General features: G+C 64.4%; 22 protein-coding genes and 1 other RNA gene. 16 read left to right on the top strand and 7 right to left on the bottom strand.

What is annotated here, in order from left to right; translation table 11 throughout:
• Nucleotides 1-4 precede the first annotated feature (4 nt).
• The gene (locus J1M81_RS09165; protein WP_206498065.1) at nt 5-196 is read right to left on the bottom strand and encodes a hypothetical protein; all 192 of its coding nucleotides are present in this window, start codon (nt 194-196) and stop codon (nt 5-7) included.
• Between the two features lie 73 nt (nt 197-269).
• Between J1M81_RS09165 and J1M81_RS09160 the strand changes: the two genes are divergently transcribed.
• Nucleotides 270-809: a GNAT family N-acetyltransferase gene (locus J1M81_RS09160; protein ID WP_094663228.1), complete on the top strand. Its 540-nt coding sequence runs from the start codon at nt 270-272 to the stop codon at nt 807-809.
• Here the strand turns inward: J1M81_RS09160 and J1M81_RS09155 are convergent.
• The 4 genes from J1M81_RS09155 to J1M81_RS09140 form a co-directional block, all read right to left on the bottom strand.
• A complete protein-coding gene (locus tag J1M81_RS09155; protein WP_283348075.1) occupies nt 782-2,062 on the bottom strand; it encodes an RNA polymerase sigma factor in 1,281 nt (426 codons plus the stop codon). The two genes, J1M81_RS09160 and J1M81_RS09155, sit on opposite strands and share 28 nt — an antisense overlap.
• Before the next feature lie 16 nt (nt 2,063-2,078).
• Nucleotides 2,079-2,423: a YciI family protein gene (locus J1M81_RS09150; RefSeq protein WP_027496565.1), complete on the bottom strand. Its 345-nt coding sequence runs from the start codon at nt 2,421-2,423 to the stop codon at nt 2,079-2,081.
• A gap of 184 nt (nt 2,424-2,607) precedes the next feature.
• Nucleotides 2,608-3,828 carry an acyl-CoA dehydrogenase family protein gene (locus J1M81_RS09145; protein ID WP_032366333.1) on the bottom strand — a complete coding sequence of 407 codons (1,221 nt, stop codon included), beginning with the start codon at nt 3,826-3,828 and terminating at the stop codon, nt 2,608-2,610.
• Nucleotides 3,829-3,872: 44 nt separating this feature from the next.
• Nucleotides 3,873-5,282 carry an acyl-CoA dehydrogenase family protein gene (locus tag J1M81_RS09140; RefSeq protein WP_032366564.1) on the bottom strand — a complete coding sequence of 470 codons (1,410 nt, stop codon included), beginning with the start codon at nt 5,280-5,282 and terminating at the stop codon, nt 3,873-3,875.
• A 144-nt stretch (nt 5,283-5,426) separates the two neighbouring features.
• On the opposite strand from J1M81_RS09140, the gene J1M81_RS09135 reads away from it, so the two are divergent.
• A complete protein-coding gene (locus tag J1M81_RS09135; protein WP_206497953.1) occupies nt 5,427-5,795 on the top strand; it encodes a DUF1304 domain-containing protein in 369 nt (122 codons plus the stop codon).
• Nucleotides 5,796-5,840: 45 nt separating this feature from the next.
• Here J1M81_RS09135 and J1M81_RS09130 read toward each other — a convergent pair whose 3' ends face one another.
• Both J1M81_RS09130 and J1M81_RS09125 read right to left on the bottom strand, forming a co-directional pair.
• On the bottom strand, nt 5,841-6,632 hold the full coding sequence (locus tag J1M81_RS09130; RefSeq protein ID WP_206497952.1) for an inositol monophosphatase family protein: 792 nt from the start codon (nt 6,630-6,632) through the stop codon (nt 5,841-5,843).
• A 59-nt stretch (nt 6,633-6,691) separates the two neighbouring features.
• The gene (locus J1M81_RS09125; protein WP_027496570.1) at nt 6,692-7,183 is read right to left on the bottom strand and encodes a carbonic anhydrase; all 492 of its coding nucleotides are present in this window, start codon (nt 7,181-7,183) and stop codon (nt 6,692-6,694) included.
• A gap of 202 nt (nt 7,184-7,385) precedes the next feature.
• On the opposite strand from J1M81_RS09125, the gene prfB reads away from it, so the two are divergent.
• The 14 genes from prfB (at nt 7,386) to J1M81_RS09055 (ending at nt 20,404) form a co-directional block, all read left to right on the top strand.
• On the top strand, nt 7,386-8,498 hold the full coding sequence (gene prfB / locus J1M81_RS09120; protein WP_027496571.1) for a peptide chain release factor 2: 1,113 nt from the start codon (nt 7,386-7,388) through the stop codon (nt 8,496-8,498).
• A gap of 3 nt (nt 8,499-8,501) precedes the next feature.
• Entirely contained in the window at nt 8,502-9,401 is a 900-nt protein-coding gene (locus tag J1M81_RS09115) for a mechanosensitive ion channel family protein (RefSeq protein ID WP_027496572.1), read from the top strand.
• Nucleotides 9,398-9,844, top strand: coding sequence for a hypothetical protein (locus tag J1M81_RS09110; RefSeq protein ID WP_206497951.1), 447 nt, complete (start codon nt 9,398-9,400; stop codon nt 9,842-9,844). Before J1M81_RS09115 ends, J1M81_RS09110 begins: the two co-directional genes overlap by 4 nt.
• Nucleotides 9,845-9,930: 86 nt before the next feature.
• On the top strand, nt 9,931-10,620 hold the full coding sequence (ftsE, locus tag J1M81_RS09105; RefSeq protein WP_027496574.1) for a cell division ATP-binding protein FtsE: 690 nt from the start codon (nt 9,931-9,933) through the stop codon (nt 10,618-10,620).
• 66 nt (nt 10,621-10,686) lie between these two features.
• Complete coding sequence (ftsX, locus tag J1M81_RS09100) at nt 10,687-11,592, top strand: permease-like cell division protein FtsX (RefSeq protein WP_032366335.1); 906 nt, start codon at nt 10,687-10,689, stop codon at nt 11,590-11,592.
• 83 nt (nt 11,593-11,675) lie between these two features.
• Nucleotides 11,676-12,149: an SsrA-binding protein SmpB gene (smpB, locus tag J1M81_RS09095; protein WP_027496576.1), complete on the top strand. Its 474-nt coding sequence runs from the start codon at nt 11,676-11,678 to the stop codon at nt 12,147-12,149.
• 8 nt (nt 12,150-12,157) lie between these two features.
• Nucleotides 12,158-13,012 (top strand): DMT family transporter, encoded by an 855-nt coding sequence (locus J1M81_RS09090; protein ID WP_072692108.1) that lies wholly within the window; start codon nt 12,158-12,160, stop codon nt 13,010-13,012.
• 31 nt (nt 13,013-13,043) lie between these two features.
• Complete coding sequence (locus J1M81_RS09085; RefSeq protein WP_241257830.1) at nt 13,044-14,504, top strand: SDR family NAD(P)-dependent oxidoreductase; 1,461 nt, start codon at nt 13,044-13,046, stop codon at nt 14,502-14,504.
• 65 nt (nt 14,505-14,569) lie between these two features.
• Nucleotides 14,570-14,940, top strand: a transfer-messenger RNA (tmRNA) gene (gene ssrA / locus J1M81_RS09080).
• A gap of 116 nt (nt 14,941-15,056) precedes the next feature.
• Nucleotides 15,057-15,749 carry an alpha/beta hydrolase gene (locus J1M81_RS09075; RefSeq protein WP_206497949.1) on the top strand — a complete coding sequence of 231 codons (693 nt, stop codon included), beginning with the start codon at nt 15,057-15,059 and terminating at the stop codon, nt 15,747-15,749.
• Entirely contained in the window at nt 15,728-17,014 is a 1,287-nt protein-coding gene (locus J1M81_RS09070; protein WP_204857511.1) for an NAD(P)/FAD-dependent oxidoreductase, read from the top strand. Before J1M81_RS09075 ends, J1M81_RS09070 begins: the two co-directional genes overlap by 22 nt.
• Nucleotides 17,005-17,784, top strand: a complete 780-nt coding sequence (locus J1M81_RS09065; protein ID WP_204857489.1) for a DUF1365 domain-containing protein — start codon at nt 17,005-17,007, stop codon at nt 17,782-17,784. Before J1M81_RS09070 ends, J1M81_RS09065 begins: the two co-directional genes overlap by 10 nt.
• Entirely contained in the window at nt 17,781-19,082 is a 1,302-nt protein-coding gene (locus J1M81_RS09060; protein ID WP_204857490.1) for a cyclopropane-fatty-acyl-phospholipid synthase family protein, read from the top strand. Before J1M81_RS09065 ends, J1M81_RS09060 begins: the two co-directional genes overlap by 4 nt.
• Entirely contained in the window at nt 19,079-20,404 is a 1,326-nt protein-coding gene (locus tag J1M81_RS09055; protein ID WP_206497948.1) for a cyclopropane-fatty-acyl-phospholipid synthase family protein, read from the top strand. The genes J1M81_RS09060 and J1M81_RS09055 overlap by 4 nt, the downstream gene beginning before the upstream one ends.
• Nucleotides 20,405-20,417 lie beyond the last annotated feature (13 nt).

Raw genomic sequence — 20,417 nt, 5'->3', positions numbered from 1 at the left:
GACGTCAGTCCGAGACCTGCTCCCGTGCATCGTCGCTGGTGACGATGTCATCGTCGTCGTCGGTGGTCGCAGCATCCTCCGGCTCGTCTGCGGTGAGGTCGACGGTGTCCGCGCCCTCGAGAGCCGTCAGTTCCTGTTCTGCCTCTGCGATGAGGCCCTTGGCGTTCTCTTCGACCTTCTTGATCCACTCGGCCATGACTGTCACCCTTCGCTCGATCGTCTACCACCGGTCTACCAGACCCGAGCCCTCTAGGATCACCGGTGTGCGAATGCAGACCCCACGACTGGTTCTCGACGAGCCTGCAGATGCGGATCTCGACGCGTTGTACGAGATCTGCAGCGATCCGCAGTCGTGGACACACTTTCCGAGCTTGCGGCACACCGATATCGGTACGACCGAACGTATGGTGCAGAACTGGACTGCGCAATGGCGCCGAGATGGATTGAGTACGTGGATCGTTCGTGAGCACGGCAGCGACATGATCAGCGGCTACGGCGGGTGTTCCATCCGACAGAATGCCTTCTGGAATCTCGGCTACCGTCTCCATCCCGACGCGCAGGGCAAGGGGTACGCCGCAGAAATGTGTCGAACCGCAGTCGAGTGCGCGTACCGAACTCGGCCCGAAATGCCGGTCGTGGCATATCTTCTCGAACACAACCTCTCATCCGCTCGCGTGGCAGAGCGCGCCGGCCTGAAGCTGGTATCCCGTGGACCCGATATCGGCAACCCCGATCCCGAGGCCATCCGATTGGTGTACGCAGACCGACCGCTGACGGCCGATCAGGTGGATGCTGTGCTGTCCGCCTGATCCCGTGCGTCGGCAACCTCGGCCAGTCGTCTTCCCAGCAAACGCTTCTCGGGTGCCGTTCGCGCGAGATCCAGTGCTTTCCGGTAGTGCACGGCGGCCTCGTCCATCCGGCCCAGTCGGTGCAGCAGATCGGCCTTCGCCATCGCGAACGGGTGGTACCGGCGCAGGACCGGCTCAGCGGCGATGGCGTCCAACAACTCGAGCCCGGCCTCGGGCCCTTCGGTCATTGCGACGCCGACGGCCCGGTTGAGCGCGACGACCGGTGATGGTGTGAGTGCCATCAACACGTCGTACAGGGCCACGATCTGAGGCCAGTCCGTGCCCGCGGCGTCAGCAGCCTCGTCGTGTAATGCCGCGATGGCGGCCTGAACGGAGTACGGGCCGGCCGGCCCGCGGGTCAGGGCCTCGCTCACGAGTTCCGATCCCTCGGCCATGAACGCGGCATTCCATACGCGCCGGTCCTGATCGGCCAACAGCACGATCTCGCCGTGTTCGTCGATCCGGGCGCGGCGTCTGGCGTCGGTCAGCAACATCAGCGCCAGCAAGCCCGTCACCTCGGACGTGCCCGGCAGAGCCGCGTGCAGAACTCTGCCCATACCGATCGCTTCGTCTGAGAGATCGACGCGTCCGACTCCATCGCCGGATGTCGCCGAGTACCCCTCGGTGAAGATGGAGTAGACGACCTCGAGCACCATCGGCACTCTTTCCGCGAGCTCGTCCGGTCCTGGAACGCGAAACGGAATGCGAGCCGTGCGAATCTTGTTCTTGGCCCGCACTATTCGCTGTGCCGCCGTGGCAGGAGGGATGAGCAGTGCGCGCGCCACCTCTGCTGTGGACAGACCCGCGAGACACCTCAGCGTCAGGGCGAGTCGGTCCTGGGCAGCAAGAGCCGGGTGGGAGCACGTGAAGAACAGCTGGAGGCGATCGTCGGGCACACGATCGTCGAGCGCATTCGAGCCGGACGGGTTGTCGCGGTCCGAGTCGATCTGTAGTACGGCCATTTTCGCAGCCAGTGTCTCATCGCGTCGAAGGCGGTCGACTGCCTTGCGCCGGGCTGTGGTGAGCAACCAGGCCCCTGGCTTGGCCGGTATGCCATCGATCGGCCAATGCTTCAGGGCCGCCTCGATGGCATCCGACGTCACCTCCTCCGCGAGGTCGAGGTCACGGTAGCGCTGCACCAACGACGCGAGCAGCATTGAGCGCTCGGCACGGAAGACCGATGCGATCGTTCGACTGACGTCGACCTTGCTCACCGAACGATCCCGCGCGTCAGAATTCTGCGAGCGGGCGCACGACGACGGTGCCGCCGTCCTTAGAGCCGGGGCAGCGGGCCGCCCACTCGAGCGCGGCATCGAGGTCGGGAACGTCGATGACGTCGTAACCCCCGAGTACCTCGTGCGACTCGGCATACGGGCCGTCCGTGACGGTCCGTTCGCCCGTGCTCGGATCGACGCGTACCGCGGTAGCAGTGGTCAAGTCGGCCAGCGCGTGCCCGGCAACGTAGACGCCGGCCTCCTTCAGTTCCTTCTCGTACGTCATCCAGTCCTCCACACTGCTGCAGCCGGGTGCAGCACCGGGGGAGGTGTCGGCGTTGATCAACAGGATGTACTTCATGGTGCGCTCCTTGGCTCGGTACCTCGGTGTCGCGGCGCGATTCGCCGTACACGAAGACGACGATCGAGACATCACGATATCGACACCGACCCTCGACATTTCTTCCAAGCGCACGAAAGCGGCACCGGACGCACAGTCCGGTGCCGCTTGTCGACCACGTGCCGACTCGATGACGAGCCACTGCTTACTTCAGCTCGGCCGAGGACTTTCCCAGTACGCGACGGGCAACGATCAGCTGCTGGATCTGCTGCGTGCCCTCGAAGATGTCGAGAATCTTGGAGTCACGGCTCCACTTCTCGAGCAGCGGGCGCTCGGAGTAGCCGTAGGTACCGGCCAACTCGACTGCTTTGAGGGTGATGTCCACTGCGGAGCGTCCGGCCTTCGCCTTCGACATCGACGCCTGCAGCGAGTTGGGCTCCTTGTTGTCTGCCATCCATGCCGCGCGCAGTGCGAGCAGGTGCGCGGCTTCCCAGTCTGCTTCGAGTCGCAGGAATTCGGCGGCCGCCGCGTGCTGGTTGTAGGCGGGAGTCTCGTACGAGATGTCGACTCCGGCATCGACCAGGATGGACCGCAACTCCTCGAGTGCGGCACGGGCGACGCCGATCGCCATTCCAGCAACCAGAGGGCGAGTGTTGTCGAACGTCTGCATGACGCCCGCGAAGCCCTTTTCGACGTTGACCTCGGCGGTGCCGAGCAGGTTGTCCTTCGGGATGCGGCAATCCTCGAGCAGCAGGGCTGCGGTGTCGGAGGCCTTGATGCCCAGCTTGTGCTCGAGGCGGGCAACGGACAGGCCCGGAGCGTCACGCGGGACGACGAACGACTTGATGGCCGCGCGGCCGAGAGACTTGTCGACCGTTGCCCACACCACGATGTGGGTGGAACGCTCACCGGCGGTGACGTAGATCTTCTCGCCGTTGAGCACCCACTCGTCGCCGTCGAGGACAGCGGTGGTGGTGACTGCCGCGGAGTCCGAGCCGAAGCTGGGCTCGGTGATGGCCATCGAAGCCCACACCTTGCCGAAGCGCTCGAGCTGCTCGTCGGTGGAAACCGCGGCGATGGCCGAGTTGCCGAGTCCCTGGTACGGGATCGACAGCGTGAGGCCGACGTCGCCCCAGCAGGTTTCGATGACGTTCACCAGAGCGGACATGTTGCCGCCGTTGGAGTTGGCTGTCTTGCTGGGCTTGGCCGACTCGCTGTCCTTCTCGCGGCCACCAGCGGCTCCGCCGATTTCGCCACCGGCGTCGGACATGCCTTCGACCATGGACGCCATGGTGTCGAGTTCCACCGGGTACTCGTGCTCGGCGAGGTCGTACTTGCGGGAGATGGGGCGGAAGATCTCGGCAGCGACCTGGTGAGCCTGATTCGCCTGCGCCCGAAGCTTCTTGGGAAGTTCAAGATTGATCATCGTGTGTGTCCTTGGGTGAGTGCCATGGAATTCGGGTCGGCGAGCTAGATGAGAACGATGCCTTCGGCGACGCCGACGGACCGTAGATCGCGGTACCAGCGCTCGACCGGATGTTCCTTGGTGAAGCCGTGTCCACCGAGCAACTGCACACCGTCGGAGCCGATCTGCATTCCCTTCTCGGACGCGAGTCGGCGTGCGAGGGCCGATTCACGAGTGAACGACAGTCCCTGCTCGGCGCGAGACGCGCCACGCAGCGTGACCAACCGCATGCCGTCGAGCTCGATGGCGATGTTGGCGACCATGAAGGCCACGGCCTGGCGGTTACTGATCGGCTCGCCGAACGCAACGCGCTCGTTGACGTACGGAACGACGTAGTCGAGTACGGCCTGGCTCGTACCGACGGCCAAGGAGGCCCAGCCCAGACGGGCCAAACCGATGGCGGCGCTGTACTCGGCGGCGCGCTGGTCGGCGTCACCATCACCGAGCAGAGCCGACTCGGGCACTGCCACGTCGGTGAGGATCAGGCGACCCAGGCCCGCGGCGCGCAGACCCATGCTCGGATCCGCTTCGACGACGAGGCCCTTGGAGTCGGACTCGACGATGAAAAAAGTCGGGCGACCTTCGAGTTCCGCCGCGATGACGAACAGCTCCGAGCTGCCGGCCGCGGGTACGAGGCTCTTGACTCCGTTGAGCTTGTATCCGCTGGGCGAGCGCACCGCCTTGGTCTGCAGCGCATACGGATCGAACAGTGCGCGGGGCTCGTTGACGACCACTGCTGCGTTCGGCACCTTCTCGCCGACGAATGCCGGAAGGTACGTCTTCTGCTGCGCGTCCGTTCCCCACTGAGTGAGGGCGACAGCGACACCGCTGGGCGCGAGGATCGGCAGGGCCAGGCCCATATCGCCGTGGGCGAGAGCCTCGGCGACGAGGGAATTGGTGACCGCACCGCGCTCGCTGGCGGCACCGTCGAGTTCCTCGGGAACGTTGATGAGCGTGATGCCGAGTTCGGCCGAGCGACGAACCAGGTCCTCGGGCGAGGAGGCGTTGTGATCAGCCTCGAAGGCGGCCGGCCGGAGGATTTCCTCGGCGAACTCCTTGACCGTTTCGACGATCATGCGCTGCTCGTCGTCGGGCGTCAGGTCGAAGTAGCTCAGGTTTTTCGCGGCACCGTCGTCGAGACGCTTGGGCTTGCCGCCTCCGGTGACCTTGGCGAACGTACGGTTGGCGGCACCGAGAGTCTTGAAACCGGTTTTGGTGCTCTCGTACGTGACGCGGTCGATCGTCTGTCGGAGGTTGTACTTCTCCGCCAGTTCGGACCCGGTGATGGCCGTCAGAACGCGCATGGCGGTTCCGATCGCATCTCTCTTGAACGGGTTGAGGCCAACCGCAGAAGTATCGCGGGGCACCTTGGGGGCCTTCGCGTCGACCACACTGTCTTGCTTGCTCATGATCACCAGTTCCTCGGCGTCGGGCACGGACTTCACAGATCTTACTCCCGAGTAAGTTAGCTGTCTACTGTCGAGTAAGTACTGGTGGCGCACAACACCGTGGCGGGTCTTTCGTAGCCTGCGTCGTACCGATGTGACAGGCTGTTTCCTGTGCATCCGATAGCTCAGGTCTTCGCCGCCCTCGCCGCGGTACTCCATGTCGTCATCTTCGTCATGGAAAGCGTGCTCTGGTCCAAGCCGGCCGTGTGGGCGAAGTTCGGTGTCGCCAGTCAGAACGACGCAGACATCACCAAACCGATGGCCTTCAATCAGGGGTTCTACAACCTGTTTCTCGGCATCGGCATCGTGGTCGGCCTCATCGTGGGCGGTTCGGCCGGCGACGCGATCGTCTACTTCGCATGCGCCAGCATCGTCGGCGCGGCTCTGGTGCTCGCCACCGGCGGAACGAAGTACTTCCGGCCCGCGTTCGTGCAGGGAATCACTCCGCTCCTGGCCCTGGTCCTGGCCGCAGCCCTCTGACTCCGCGCTGCTCTCACGGTCCGTCTCCGGTGAGTGCCGACCGAATCACACAGCGGGGGAGAGGCGGCCGAGGATGTCCTGGTGCAGCAGCCCGTTCGTGGCTACCGCGCTCCCGCCGTGCGGCCCGACGCGTCCATCGAGCGAGGTGAACGTCCCGCCCGCCTCGCGCACCAGAACATCGAGTGCCGCCAGATCCCACAGGGAGACCTCCGGCTCGGCGGCGATGTCGAGGGCTCCTTCGGCGAGCAGGCAGTAGGAGAAGAAGTCGCCGTAGGCGCGGACTCGCCACACGTCATCGGTCAGTCCGATGAAGCGGTCTCTCGTTCCGAGGTCGGCCCAGCCGGACAGGCTGGAGAAGCTCAGACTCGACGCGGAAAGTGAGTCGACTTTCGACACGTTGATTCGACGGGCGGTTTCGTCGCCGACGCTCGTCCACGATCCCAGCTGGTCGGCGGCCCACCATCGGCGATGCAGCGCCGGGGCGCTGACCACTCCGACTGCGGGGACGCCGTCCTCGAGCAGCGCGATCAGCGTTGCCCACACGGGTACGCCGCGCACGAAGTTCTTGGTGCCGTCGATCGGATCGACGACCCATTGGCGGCCGCTGAACGTAGCCGTGCCACCGAACTCCTCGCCGAGCAGAGCATCGTCGGGACGCTCCGAACCGAGCTCCGCCCGAATCATCGTTTCCACGGCCAGGTCTGCGTCGCTGACCGGTGTGAGATCCGGCTTCGAGTCCACCGTCAGGTCCATGGCGAGGAATCGTCCACGAGTGATGACGTCGGCTTCGTCGGCGAGCCGGAGGGCGAGATGCAGATCGGCAGAGTAGTCGGTCACCGCAGAAGACTATCGCCGCGCACGGGCCTGCTCGTACGCGGCAATATGGGTGGCCGGGCCTATCCGGTGACTTCGTTCAACTTTCCGGTGGCAACATCGAAGACGAACCCGCGCAGCGACTCGTGCTTCGTGACGAACGGGCTGAGCTCGATGCGCGCCAAGGACTGCCGAACGTCGCGGTTCAGATCCGGGAACGACTCGGCAGCCCAGTTGGGCTTCAGACCGGTCTCCTCCTGGAGGTCGTTCTTGAACTCGTCGTCGGTGAACGTGAGCATGCCGCAATCGGTGTGGTGGATCAGGATGATCTCCTTGGTGCCGAGCAGCCGCTGGCTGATGGCCAGTGAACGAATCTCGTCGTCGGTGATCACCCCACCTGCATTGCGGATCACGTGTGCTTCCCCGTCTGCCAGGCCGAGAATCCGGTAGACGTCGAGCCGGGCGTCCATGCACGCGACCACCGCGACGTGCTTCGACGGCGGCAGCGGTAGAGGGCCGTCGAACTGGGCGGCGTATGCCTTGTTGTTCTCGAGGTACTGGTCGGTGACGGTCATACGAGACTCCTGTGTCCATCGAATGTCGCTGGCACCGTGCGGCGGCAGTGATGTCGACGTGCGCATATGTCGACGCGTCGAAAGCTAACAGCGGACGAGGTGCCCGAACAGGGTTCGAATCAGCACGGTTCGAACCCCTGGATGAGCATGCGTCTTCGGGGGCGGTCGGGGACGGGTTCGTGTGCCGGTAACCTTGACTCTCGTGCATCCCGACGTTTCTGCAGACCTCGCCGAGCTCGACACCACTCTGTCCACAGTCGAGTCCGTTCTCGACGTCGAGGAGCTGCGGCGACGCATCGACGAGCTGGAACATCAGGCCGCCTCACCCGACCTGTGGAACGACCAGGAACACGCTCAGCAGGTGACCAGTCAGCTCTCCCATGCGCAGGCCGAACTGCGCCGCGTCGAGGAGCTCCGGCAGCGGCTCGAGGACATGCCGGTTCTGTACGAGTTGGCCGAGGGCGAAGAGGGCGAGGCCGCCGCGTCCGCCACCGCTGACGCCGACGCCGAACGCGCCTCGCTCCGAGAGGACATCGCTGCCATGGAAGTTCGAACTCTGCTGTCCGGTGAGTACGACGCCCGCGACGCCCTTGTGAACATTCGCTCCGGTGCCGGCGGAATCGACGCCGCCGACTGGGCGGAAATGCTCATGCGCATGTACATCCGCTGGGCGGAGAAGCACGGGTACGGCGTCGAGGTCTACGACACGTCCTACGCCGAAGAGGCCGGAATCAAGAGCGCGACGTTCGCCGTCAAGGCCCCGTACACCTACGGAACGTTGTCGGTCGAGCAAGGCACGCACCGGCTCGTCCGGATCAGCCCGTTCGACAACCAGGGTCGACGCCAGACGTCGTTCGCGGAGGTCGAGGTGCTTCCGGTCGTCGAGACCACCGACCACATCGAAATCCCCGAGAACGACATTCGGGTCGACGTCTATCGCTCGTCCGGGCCAGGTGGGCAGTCGGTTAACACCACAGACTCCGCCGTCCGGTTGACGCATATTCCAACCGGAATCGTCGTGACCTGCCAGAACGAGAAGTCGCAGCTGCAGAACAAGGTGTCGGCCATGCGCGTGCTGCAGGCCAAGCTGCTCGAGGTCAAGCGCAAGGAAGAGCGGGCCGAGATGGACGCGCTCAAGGGTGACGGCGGCAGCTCCTGGGGTAATCAGATGCGCTCGTACGTGCTGCACCCGTACCAGATGGTCAAAGATTTGCGTACCGAGTACGAGGTCAACAATCCGTCTACTGTTCTCGATGGAGACATCGACGGCTTCCTGGAATCGGGAATTCGCTGGCGAATGCGAGGGGAGCAGTAACCGATGACGGCCTGGCTCAACGTGACGCCCGAGGTCAAGCTCAACGGCCTCGGAATCGTGCTGTACATCCTCGGTGGGCTACTGGCCGCGCGGTTCGTCACGTGGACCGGATCTCGAATCACTGCCCGCATCGACCAGAACTACCAGCACAGCGACGCGCTCGTCCGGTCGGAGGCCGCCAAACACCGTCATGCTCTGGCTCAGGTCATCACCTGGGTGCTGGTCACGCTCATCTACATCCTGGTCACCATCGAGGTGCTGCGCCGGTTCGGCTTCGGGGTCGGTGGACTCGTGGCACCCGCGACTGTCATCGGTGCAGCCCTCGGCTTCGGTGCTCAGCGCGTGGTGCAAGACATCCTGGCCGGCTTCTTCATCATCACCGAGCGCCAGTACGGCTTCGGTGACGTGGTGCAGATCGCCGTCAACGGCTCCGCCGAGGATGCCGAGGGCACCGTCGAGGACGTCACGCTCCGAGTGACGCGGGTCCGTAGCGTCGACGGCGAGGTCATCACCGTGCCGAACGGGCAGATCGTCAAGGCGATCAACCTGTCCAAGGATTGGGCTCGCGCCGTCGTCGACGTTCCGGTCCCCAGTACCGCCGATCTGACTCAGGTGAATGCGCTTCTGCGTGCGGTCGGCCGCGATGCGTTCGCAGATTCACACTTGCGTCCGCTCCTACTCGACGAACCGACCGTGATGGGTGTGGAGAGCATCGAGGTGGGGCAGGTCAACGTGCGCTTGGTCGCGCGGACGCTGCCGGGCAAGCAATTCCAGGTGGGACGAGAGCTGCGTGTGAGAGTCGCCGCTGCGCTGCAGCCCGAGGGCATCAACGTTGCCCCCGACGTCAGCACGGCCGGAGTTGCACCGGAATCATCGGGACGAGATCGAACGGAAGACCAGTGAGTACACCCGATACCGGAACCGAACGCTCGCAACGAAACTGGCGGCAGTGGCGCATTCCGGCCAAGATCTACGGCCGCGTCCGAACCTCCACCGTGGCGTTCGGAATCTGCTTCGTGCTCACCGCTCTGCTGTACGGGCAGGTCAGCGCAGATATCGCCGAGAGGAACGGGGAAGCGGTTCAGGGGCCGGTTGCGGTGAGCCCGGACGAGCTCACGCAACCGAGCGAATCGCAGACGTACGTACCGACCCCCTCACGTCTGTCGACCACCACACCCAGCACGACCACCGACCCGGAGTCGTCGACGAGCGCCGACGACACCGGTACCCAGTCGACGACGACCACCGCCCCGCCGACCACGACGACCGCCCCGTTCGGCGTGCCCATCCCGCCGGCGATTCAGTCGCTCATCCCGTCCCGGCCTGCACCGACCTCGTCGCGCTGAGGCACTCTTTACCGGCTCTCGGGACTCGCCGCGGCACCCGCTCGCTTCCGGCGGTTACCGACGGGTAAGGGCTACACTGGCGACCCGTGATCAGCACCTCGAATGTGTCCAAGTCCTACAAGACCTCGACCAGGCCCGCTCTGGACAAGGTGACGGTCTCCATCGACAAAGGCGAGTTCGTGTTTCTGATCGGGCCCTCGGGGTCTGGTAAGTCGACATTCATGCGCTTGTTGCTCAAGGAAGAGACGCCGACGTCCGGCGATATCCACGTAGCGGATTTTCACGTCAACCGGCTCGCTGCTCGTCGCGTCCCGCGGCTACGACAGAGCATGGGGTGCGTGTTCCAGGACTTCCGACTGCTGCAGCAGAAGACCGTGGTGGAAAACGTCGCGTTCGCGCTCGAGGTGATCGGCAAGCCTCGATCGATGATCAAGCGCACTGTTCCCGAGGTGCTGGATCTGGTGGGACTCGGCGGCAAGTCCGACCGTCTGCCCAACGAGTTGTCCGGTGGTGAGCAGCAGCGTGTGGCGATCGCCAGGGCGTTCGTCAATCGACCGCTGGTGCTGCTCGCCGACGAGCCGACCGGAAACCTCGATCCGGACACCAGTCAGGACATCATGCTGCTGCTCGAGCGCATCAATCGCACCGGAACCACCGTGCTGATGGCGACCCACGACAACCACATCGTCGATTCCATGCGTCGACGCGTCGTGGAACTGGACAACGGACGAGTCGTTCGTGACGAGGCCCGAGGGGTCTACGGCGTCGGCCGCTGACGCCGACCACCGAACTCGACCGCTCAGACTTCTCGACCGAACGAATCGAAGGGCTCGGATTCCGCGATGCGCGCAAGTTTCATCTTCAGTGAGGTCTTCACCGGGCTTCGCCGCAACATCACCATGACGATCGCCATGATCTTGACGACCGCTATTTCCCTCGGTCTGTTCGGCGGCGGATTGCTCGTGGTGCAGATGGCAGGAAAGACCCAGCAGATCTTCCTCGACCGGGTGGAGGTGCAGATCTTCCTCACCGACGACATCTCTGCCACCGACGCAGACTGTGCCCAGGAGACGTGCGCTACGTTGCGCTCGGATCTCGAGAACACACCCTCCGTGGTCTCGGTGCAGTACCTCAACCGCGAGGACGCGGTGAAGGATGCGACCGAGCGAGTGTTCAAGGACCAACCCGAACTGGCCGAGTTGGTCAGTGCCGACAGTTTCCCGGCCTCGTTCAAGGTGCGTCTGAGCGACCCGGAGCGATTCGGAGTGATCAACGACAACTTCGAGAACCGTCCGGGTGTGCAGAGCGTGCTCAACCAGCGAGACCTGGTGGAGCGATTGTTCAGCGTCCTGAACGGAGTACGCAACGCAGCGTTCGCGATTGCCACCGTGCAGGCGATCGCTGCGATCCTCCTGATCGCCAACATGGTCCAGATCGCTGCGTTCACCAGACGAACCGAGGTCGGAATCATGCGGCTGGTCGGCGCCACCCGGTGGTACACCCAGCTGCCGTTCCTCCTCGAAGCCGTGGTCGCAGCTCTGGTCGGTTCGGCGCTGGCGATTGCCGGGCTGTTCACCGCGAAGAACATGTTCATCGACGACGTCCTCTCCGACGTCTATCAAGCCAATATTCTGGCCCGGATATCGAACAGTGACGTGCTGTTGGTCTCGCCGTTCCTGGCACTCGTCGGAGTGGGAATGGCGGCGGTCACCGCCTACATCACATTGCGCCTCTACGTGCGCGAATAAATTCGGTTGCCGATCGGTTCTATGCTGGAGCGGTTGCCGATGAGGCGGCGTCACGCATCGAACGCTCGAGAAAGGGCCCTGCAGTGAGAGAGAAGGGCCGCAAGGCCATTGCGACCAATCGCAAGGCACGGCACAACTACTCCATACTCGACGTCGTCGAGGCCGGAGTCGCGCTCGTCGGCACCGAGGTCAAGAGCCTGCGCGACGGCAAGGCCTCCCTCGTCGACGCCTTCGCGACCGTCGACGACGGCGAGATCTGGCTGCGCGGGCTGCACATCGCGGAATACACACTCGGAAGCTGGACCAACCACGCGCCGCGTCGAAACCGCAAACTTCTTCTCCATCGTCGCGAGATCGACCGCCTGGCCGGCAAGGTCAAAGAGGGAAACCTGACGTTGGTGCCGCTGTCGATGTACTTCTCGGACGGCAAGGTCAAGGTCGAACTGGCGTTGGCCAAAGGCAAGCAGGACTACGACAAGAGACAGTCGTTGGCCAAGCGCACCGCCGAACGCGAGGTCACTCGTGAGCTCGGGCGTCGAGTGAAGGGCATGCGCTGACCGCTGTCCTGCTCGCTCTGGTAGCTGCTGTGGGCTACGGGGTGAGCGATTTCGTCGGCGGTGTCGCGTCCCGTCGAGTCGCAGCCCTGCGGGTGGTCATCGTGTCCTATCCGCTGTCACTCGTCATCGTGTTGCTCGTCGCTCCGTTCGTCGGCGGCACCATCGAACTCCCCGCGATGCTGTGGGGCCTGGCGTCGGGTGTGGCGGGCGGCGTCGCCGTGTGGTGGTTCTATCTCGCGCTCGCGGCTGGGCCGATGGCAGTGGTGTCCCCGGTGACGGCAGTGCTGGTCGCCGGAATCCCCGTTCTGGTCGGGTTGTCGATGGGTGAGCGTCCCGGCGTCATCGCCTTCGTGGGCATCGCCGTTGCCCTGGTGGCGGTCGTGCTGGTCAGCAAGGAGTCACCGGACGAGGTGACCGGCGAGGTCGCGGGCGGCCGCGACATGAAGTTCACCCGCACCGTGGCCTGGCTTACGGTCGGGTCGGGTGTGACGTTCGCCTTCGCCTTCATCTTCCTGCATCAGATCGGTGACGGCAGTGGGCTGTGGCCCCTCGCGGCGTCCCGCGCATCGGCCACCGCGGTGGTCTGGGCCGTGGCGTTGGCGTCGGGGCATTTCGCACCGCCCCACGGCAGCGTGCTCAAACTTGCCGCGTTCGTCAGCGTGCTCGACGTGGTCGCCAACGCCGCGATGATCTACGCGTACGAGGGCGGTCTGCTGTCGTTGGTGAGCGTCATCGCTTCGCTGTATCCGGCTGCGACGGTGTTGCTGGCGATGGTGATGCTCGGCGAACGGGTCGGCGCACTACAGAAGGTGGGAATGGCGTTGGCGCTCGGGGCAATCGCGATGATCGCGCTCGCGGGTTGAACTTGCCCTCGCACGGGTAATGAACCCGTTTATGACTGCTTCCGGTTCTACCTCCGATGTCCCCACGTCCGAGAACGCGTCGTCTCGGCCGCGTGTGCTGGTCACCGGTGCCACGGGATATCTGGGCGGTCGTCTGGCACCGCGTCTGCTGGAAGAGGGCTACCGGGTTCGCGTATTGGCCCGGACCCCGAGCAAGCTCGACAACGTTCCGTGGGCGGCGGACGTCGAGATCGTCCAGGGTGACCTGAGTGATCGGGAGTCGCTGAAGGATGCGCTCAGCGACGTCGACGTCATGTACTACCTGGTGCACTCGATGGGCACCGCGGGCCATTCCGATTTTGCCGACACCGAACGCGACAGCGCCGAGAACGTAGCCACCGTCGCTGCGGATTGCGGCGTCGGTCGCATCGTGTACCTCGGTGGCCTGCATCCGCCGACGGGAGAGCTGTCGCCACACCTGAAGTCACGCGCCGAGGTCGGGCGTATTCTGATCGAGTCGGGTGTCCCGACGATCGTGCTGCAGGCGGGCGTCGTCATCGGGTCCGGTTCGGCCTCGTTCGAGATGATTCGCCACCTGACCAATCGGTTGCCGGTGATGACCACCCCACGGTGGGTGCACAACCGTATTCAGCCGATTGCCGTACGCGACGTGCTGCACTACCTCATCGGGGCCGCGAGCGCTCCGGTCACCGAGTCCCGCACGTACGACATCGGCGGGCCGGACGTCATGCAGTACGGCGAGATGATGAACATCTACGCCGACGTCGCCGGTCTGCGGCAGCGTCGCATCATCGTGCTGCCGGTGTTGACGCCTCGCCTGGCCGGTCACTGGATCGGGTTGGTGACGCCGATTCCGCGCGGATTGGCGATGCCGCTCATCGAATCGTTGCAGTACGACGCCGTCGGTCACGAAATGGATATCGACGCCGTCGTTCCACGTCCGGCCGAAGGCTTGACGGGCTACCGAGATTCGGTGCGTCTGGCTCTACGCAAGATCGACGACGGCGAAGTCGAGACACGGTGGACCGACGCCACCGGAACTGCGGCCCCGTCGGATCCGCTTCCCTCCGACCCTGATTGGGCTGGAGAGGTCGTCTACACCGATACCCGGGTGGCCCGAAGCGGCGCGCGTTCGAGCACCATTCGGCCCGCGCTCGAACGATTGGCCGACGCCGAGGTGCTCGCCGGTTGGCACCGTGACGCCACGGGGCCGGATGCGTCCGCCTCGGGAACCGAACACACCACCCGGCTGAAGTCGTCGCGACGGCTGCCAGGAGAGGCGTGGTTGGATCTCACGGTCGGTGGCACCGCCAAGCAGCCGACGATCGAACAGCGACTCGTGTTCTTTCCTCGCGGATTGGCCGGGCGAGCCGTGTGGTACGCGTCGTTGCCCGTACGCAGGGCCGTTGCTCGTCGAATGCTGCGGACAGTAGTGGATCGAGTCGAGTCCGACGCCGGTGCAGCCGCGGCGCAGGGACCTGCCGGCCGTTAACGGGATGAATATGGCCGATCGACGCGTTACACTGAACAGCCCGGACACGGTGTTCGGGAACATACGGGGCTGAACGGTTTCGACTTTGTATGTTGAGTCAGGGGAAGCGTGTCGGTGCAGGCGAGAGACCACCGTAAGCGTCATCGCAACCTTATAAGCGCCGATTCCAATCAGCGCGACTACGCACTCGCTGCCTAAGTAGCGACTGCGTGTCTGTCAGTCCGGGCTTGCCCTCGGCCCGGGTACTGGCATCAGCTAGAGGGCTTACCGATTCATCCGGCCGCGGGATGATGAGGAACATCAAACAGTGGCTGGGATCGTCATCCTGACTTGTTCGCGAGATCGGGAGATCCAAGTAGAGGCATAGCGGACTGCACACGGAGAAGCCCTGGCAATGCAGCAGAGGACCCGGGTTCGATTCCCGGCAGCTCCACTGTGAAGGCCGGGCCGAGAGACTTTCTCTCGGCCCGGTCTTTTTTTGTGTCGGACACCTCACAAACACTGCTGTCGACCCGGTCCCACCCGCAGGGGGCTCGGTGCCGAATAGAGAGCATGAGCAACCAGCGGACCCCAGTTCTCTACACGGGGAAGCGGCTGTCGTCGCCGTCGATGGTGGTATTGGTTCTGAGCGGTGGCAAGGACGTGAGTCGCGCGCGCAGCAGGCCGTGGCACCTGGCGGGGTTGAGAATGTGGCCCTTCACCTGGACGCTTCGGCGGGCCGGACGTAGCCGCGACATCTCGGTCCAACAACTGCGATGTCGATTCCGCGGCTGGAACGCCCCCGAACGGACGCCGGTAGAGGACGCGCGGTGGGCGCTGCGCCGCATTCGTGACCGCAATCCCGGAGTTCCTGTGGTCGTGGTGGGGCACTCGATGGGCGGGCGCACAGCTGCTGCGCTGATCGACGACCCGTCGATCGCGGGTGTCGTTGCGCTTGCTCCGTGGTGGCCGCAGGGTACGGAGGCCGACGGATTCGACGAGAATCGCACGCTGCTCGTGGTGCACGGAACTGCCGACCGGTGGACCGACCCGCGAACCTCCCGTCGTGCGACCGAACGCGCAATGGCGAACGGTGCCGACGCCGAATATCTCTCGGTGCCTGGAGGCCATTTCATGCTGCGTGATCCGCGCGTGTGGTCGCGCGTCACTCGTGACTTCGTTCTCCGTATCGCCGACGAGTCAAGAGTGCGAACCGATTCGAGCGAATCCGGTGCGTCGACGGGCTGCAGGGGAGAATCGTCGTGACCCGCCGTGTTGCCGTCGTGGGCAGCGGGGTGGCCGGCCTCACGGCGGCATACGCGCTGTCCAAGAACTCGTCGGTGACGTTGTACGAGGCCGACTCTCGGCTCGGCGGCCATGCGGACACCCACTTCGTGGACGGCCCCGGTGGTCCGGTGGGCGTCGACACCGGGTTCATCGTGCACAACGACCGCACGTATCCGACGCTGCTCCGTCTGTTCGACGAGCTCGACGTGCCGACGCAGGATTCGGACATGAGCATGTCCGTTCGGTGCGACGGCTGCGGGCTCGAATACTCGGGCGGACAGGGAATGCGGGGCATTCTCGCGCAGCGGACCGCGGTCCTGCGGCCTCGCTTCGTCTCGATGCTGCTCGACGTCAAGCGTTTTCATCGTCTGGCGACCGAGCTACTCGAGCGCGAGGACGCCGCGGACACCGAGACGACGCTCGCTCAATTCTTGGAGCAGCACTCGTTCTCCGCATACTTCGAATCCCACTTCATGACACCGTTGGTGTCCGCGGTGTGGTCGTGCGATCCGGACACTGCTCTCGCCTACCCGGCTCGCTACCTGTTCACTTTTCTCCGCCACCACGGAATGCTCACCGTCACAGGATCTCCCACCTGGCGTACCGTCACCGGCGGGTCGATCGAATACGTTCGTCGGGTTGCGGAGCACATCGACGAGGTGTTGCTCGACAATCCGGTACATGCTGTCTACCGGTCCGGGGATTCGGTGCAGATCCGGGACGGCCACGACGACCTGCGCACGTTCGACGCCACCGTGATCGCAGTCCATCCCGGTGCCGCGCTGAAGATGCTCGCGGAGCCGACTGCGCTCGAACACAGCGTTCTCGGAGCTATGCCGTATTCGGTCAATCACACTGCACTGCACACCGACTCGTCGGTGCTGCCACGAAACATCAGAGCGAGAGCGTCGTGGAACTACCACCTCCCGTCCTGTAGCGCCAAACCCGATCGAGTTCTGGTCAGCTACGACCTGACGAGGTTGCAGCGATTGGGTGACAGCGATCGAAGGATGCTGGTCACCCTCGGGGGAGCAGATCGCATCGACCCGAACACGGTGCTCGACGAGATGACCTACGAGCACCCGCAGTACACCCCCGAATCCGTCGCAGCGCAGCGTCGGCTGCCCGAACTGGACACCGAGACGGTGTCGTTCGCCGGGGCATACCACGGGTGGGGATTCCACGAGGACGGTGCGTTGTCCGGAGCGCGCGCCGCGCAACGGGTGGGGGCCTCGTGGCTCTGACGTCGGTTCTGCCGAACACCCGGGCGCACGGGGCGGCGCTGTATCTCACTCGGATCGATCACGTCCGACGAGCACCGATACGAAATACGTTCTCGTACAAGAGCTACAGCTGGTTCGTCGACCTCGACGCACTTCCCGAACTGCCGCGGATCCTGCGGCCACTCGCATCATTCGATTCCCGCGACCACATGGGTGCCCCTGGTGCCACCATTCGCCAGAACGTCGATGCCTTCTTGGCAGAGAGTGGAATCGATCTCGGCGGCGGTCGCATCACGATGTTGGCCAGCGCGCGGGTGTTCGGGCACACGTTCAACCCATTGACTGTGTACTGGTGTCACGACCGCGACGGAGACCTCCGCTGCGTGGTGGCCGAGGTGCACAACACCTACGGGGAGCGATACCGGTACCTGTTGGACACCGGTCGTCACGGTGAGGCACGGACTACCAAAGAGTTCTACGTCTCACCGTTCAACGACGTCGACGGCGAGTACTCCATGCAGCTGCCCGAGCCGGACGCCACACTCCGGCTGTCGATCGTCCTCGAACGTCTCGGCCACCCTCCGTTCGTGGCGACCGTCGTCGGCCGTCGCCGCCAGGTGACGACGCGATCGATTCTTCGTACCGCACTCGAGATCCCGATGGCACCGCTGCGAGTGGTGATACAGATTCGCTGGCAGGGCATTCGGCTCTGGGCGCGGGGTCTGAAGATCGTGCAGAAACCTGCCCCTCCGGGGGCGCGGAGAGTTCAGAAGGAAGGAGCTCACAGATGACAACGGTGTCTCGAACCGATTCCGTGTCGCACCCGTCCGGTGCCGGGCCGCGCCCGCTCGTCGATCCTCGGGTCTGGCCCCAGATCGCCCACGTTCCCGGTGGCGTGAAAGTTGCGGTCGCCGCGCCCGTTGCCGACTTTCTCTTCCGTCGTGCGGTCGCGGGATTGCAGGTCCGAGTCGCGATGCCGGACGGCACAGTGATCGGGGCCGGATCGTCCGACGCACCGTTGATGACGGTCTATCGGCCACACGACTTCGCCGCGCGCGTCGGCGACAGCGGCCTCATCGGATTCGGTGAGGCATACATGGCCGGAGACTGGGATGCCGAGGATCTCACCGCTGTGCTCGAGGTCTTCGCTCGTCGAATGGCGTCGCTGATTCCCAATTCCTTGCAGCGACTCCGTGGGCTCTACGTCCCGAAACCTCCACGGAGTGAACGCAATACGACGAAGAACACTCGATCCAACATTTCGCGTCACTACGATCTGTCGAACGAGCTGTTCGAGCTCTTCCTCGACGAGACCATGACCTACTCGAGTGCGTTGTTCGCCGGATCGGGACCCGACGACAGCATGGAGCTCGCCGACGCCCAGCGCCGAAAGATCGACCGGCTACTCGATCGCGCAGGCGTCGGCGAAGGAACCAGGGTCCTCGAGATCGGCACCGGATGGGGCGAGCTGGCCATCCGCGCAGCCGCTCGTGGTGCGACGGTCCGGTCGGTGACACTGTCTGTCGAGCAGCAAGAGCTCGCGCGTAAGCGTTGTGCCGCTGCGGGTTACGCGGATCGAGTGCAGATCGATCTTCTCGACTATCGTCTGGTCGACGGGGAGTACGACGCCATCGTGTCGGTCGAGATGATCGAGGCCGTCGGGCATCAGTATTGGAGAACGTACTTCGAGACGATCGACTCGTTGCTCGCGCCGGGCGGTCGGGTTGCGCTGCAGGCGATCACGATGCCACACGACCGGATGCTGGCCACCCGAAACACCTACACCTGGGTACACAAGTACATCTTTCCCGGAGGTTTCCTGCCGTCGGTGCGGGCAATCGAGGAGGTGACCGAGCAGCACACCTCGCTCCGGGTTCGGGAGCGCCTGTCCATGGGTGACCACTACGCGCGCACCCTCGCGCTGTGGGACAGTCGATTCCGTGAATATCGCTGTGAGGCAGAAGCTCTCGGATTCGACGAGGTGTTCGCGCGTATGTGGCACTTCTACCTGTGTTATTCGGAGGCCGGGTTTCGATCCGGGTACCTCGATGTTCAGCAGATCGTGCTCGACCGAAGGGACAAGCGATGATTGCCTCGACACTTACCGCAGACCGGACCGAGCGCGGCGTCGGAGTCGCGCATCGGATCGCCGAGTTGATAGAACCCCTGGTGGGTGGTCCGCTTCCCGTTCGGCTGCACGCGTGGGACGGATCCGTCGCAGGGGATGCCTCGGCACCGAGAGTGCTGTTGCGAAGTCCGAATGCCCTTCGTCGATTGCTCTGGAGCCCGGGTGAACTCGGTGCTGCGCAGGCGTACGTCACCGGAGAGTTGGACGTCGACGGCGACCTTGCTGCAGCTCTCGATCACGTCTGGGGTGTGGTGCGTGAGCGTCGACTCGCGGCCGTTCGCCCGGGGCCGGCGTCGCTACTGCGGTTGGCGAAACTGGCCAAGGATCTCGGAGTGTTCGGCCGCCCATTGCCGCCGCCGGTGTCGCAGGCCTCGGTGAAAGGACGGCTGCATTCGGTGCTCCGTGACCGCGCTGCGATCAGCCACCACTACGACCTGTCGAACGACTTCTACGAACTCGTCCTCGATTCCCACATGGCGTATTCCTCCGGATACTGGACGTCCGACTCGGCCGACTACACGCTCGACGATGCCCAACGAGACAAGCTCGATCTCGTCTGTCGCAAGGTCGGTTTGGACAAGAAGCCAGGTCAGCGGTTTCTCGACGTCGGCTGCGGCTGGGGTTCCCTGAGTCTGCATGCGGCTCAGGAGTACGGCGCGCAGGTCGTCGGAGTGACCATCTCGCGCGAACAGAAAGCCTTCATAGACAAGCGAATCGCCGACCGGGGACTGCAGGACAACGTCGAGATCCGAATCCAGGACTACCGGGAGATTCCGGACGGTCCGTTCGACGCAGTGGCGTCGATCGAGATGGGCGAGCATGTGGGAGAAGCCAATTACCCGACCTACACCGCCGCACTGCATGCCAACGTGAAACCCGGCGGACGCGTACTGATTCAGCAGATGTCGCGGAGGGAGGGCGACAACCCCGGCGGCGGCGCGTTCATCGAATCGTTCATCGCGCCGGACATGTACATGCGACCGGTAGGGCGGACAGTGGCGATGATCGAGGAGGCCGGACTCGAGGTTCGCGACGTCCATGCTCTGCGCGAGCATTACGTGCGGACCGTCGATGTCTGGACGGAGCGCTTCGAGGCGCGGTACGACGACGTGGTGGCGATGGTCGGGGAAGAGGTCGCTCGCGTGTGGCGGCTGTACCTGATCGGCGGGGGAATGGCATTCCGGGACAACAGGATGGGCGTCGACCAGATCTTGTCCGTTCGCCCGGTCGAGGGGTCGTCCGGGATGGAACCGGTCCGCCCGGTGTGGGTGGCCGCGCGGTGAATTGGTCCGACTT

It is taken from the genome of Rhodococcus sp. KRD175 (assembly GCF_017168275.1).
Classification (GTDB): Bacteria; Actinomycetota; Actinomycetes; order Mycobacteriales; family Mycobacteriaceae; genus Rhodococcoides; species Rhodococcoides fascians.
This window is presented reverse-complemented; position numbering and strand designations above follow the sequence as displayed.

Bases quoted from the DNA above. Each gene is read 5' to 3' on its own strand.
- J1M81_RS09165 (WP_206498065.1), bottom strand. From the start codon at position 196: ATGGCCGAGTGGATCAAGAAGGTCGAAGAGAACGCCAAGGGCCTCATC.
- J1M81_RS09160 (WP_094663228.1), top strand. From the start codon at position 270: ATGCAGACCCCACGACTGGTTCTCGACGAGCCTGCAGATGCGGATCTC.
- J1M81_RS09150 (WP_027496565.1), bottom strand. From the start codon at position 2,423: ATGAAGTACATCCTGTTGATCAACGCCGACACCTCCCCCGGTGCTGCA.
- J1M81_RS09145 (WP_032366333.1), bottom strand. From the start codon at position 3,828: ATGATCAATCTTGAACTTCCCAAGAAGCTTCGGGCGCAGGCGAATCAG.
- J1M81_RS09125 (WP_027496570.1), bottom strand. From the start codon at position 7,183: ATGACCGTCACCGACCAGTACCTCGAGAACAACAAGGCATACGCCGCC.
- J1M81_RS09115 (WP_027496572.1), top strand. From the start codon at position 8,502: ATGACGGCCTGGCTCAACGTGACGCCCGAGGTCAAGCTCAACGGCCTC.
- ftsX (WP_032366335.1), top strand. From the start codon at position 10,687: ATGCGCGCAAGTTTCATCTTCAGTGAGGTCTTCACCGGGCTTCGCCGC.
- J1M81_RS09085 (WP_241257830.1), top strand. From the start codon at position 13,044: ATGACTGCTTCCGGTTCTACCTCCGATGTCCCCACGTCCGAGAACGCG.
- J1M81_RS09075 (WP_206497949.1), top strand. From the start codon at position 15,057: ATGAGCAACCAGCGGACCCCAGTTCTCTACACGGGGAAGCGGCTGTCG.
- J1M81_RS09060 (WP_204857490.1), top strand. From the start codon at position 17,781: ATGACAACGGTGTCTCGAACCGATTCCGTGTCGCACCCGTCCGGTGCC.
- J1M81_RS09055 (WP_206497948.1), top strand. From the start codon at position 19,079: ATGATTGCCTCGACACTTACCGCAGACCGGACCGAGCGCGGCGTCGGA.